We start from the raw sequence: 268 nt of genomic DNA on the forward strand, positions 1-268 counted from the left end.
TGCGACTTTGACAATTGTTTCTGTCGGATTCACTACTACTGGTTTTCCTACTCTTTCTGTAATGGTTCCATCTGCTAGATTTACTTCGTAAGTAGTGGTTACTGTGCTTGAACCTGCTTGTCCTGCTTCTTCCACATTTGGTTGATCTTTGTCCCGTGTATCATCTTTCACATATCTCTTAGGTGATGGGATTTTGGTTGTTTCTACTTTATCCTTCGCCGGAACTTTAACGACTGTGTTCGTTGGCTCTTTCGTACGAACTGGTTTA

1 protein-coding gene is annotated in these 268 nt (G+C 41.4%); it reads right to left on the reverse strand.

All coding sequences use genetic code 11. The features are described 5' to 3' along the window. On the reverse strand, positions 1–268 hold a 268-nt coding region (locus ADH54_RS07810), incomplete at both ends, for a G5 domain-containing protein (RefSeq protein ID WP_049524676.1).

The organism is Streptococcus pseudopneumoniae (assembly GCF_001072315.1).
GTDB lineage: Bacteria > Bacillota > Bacilli > Lactobacillales > Streptococcaceae > Streptococcus > Streptococcus pseudopneumoniae_R.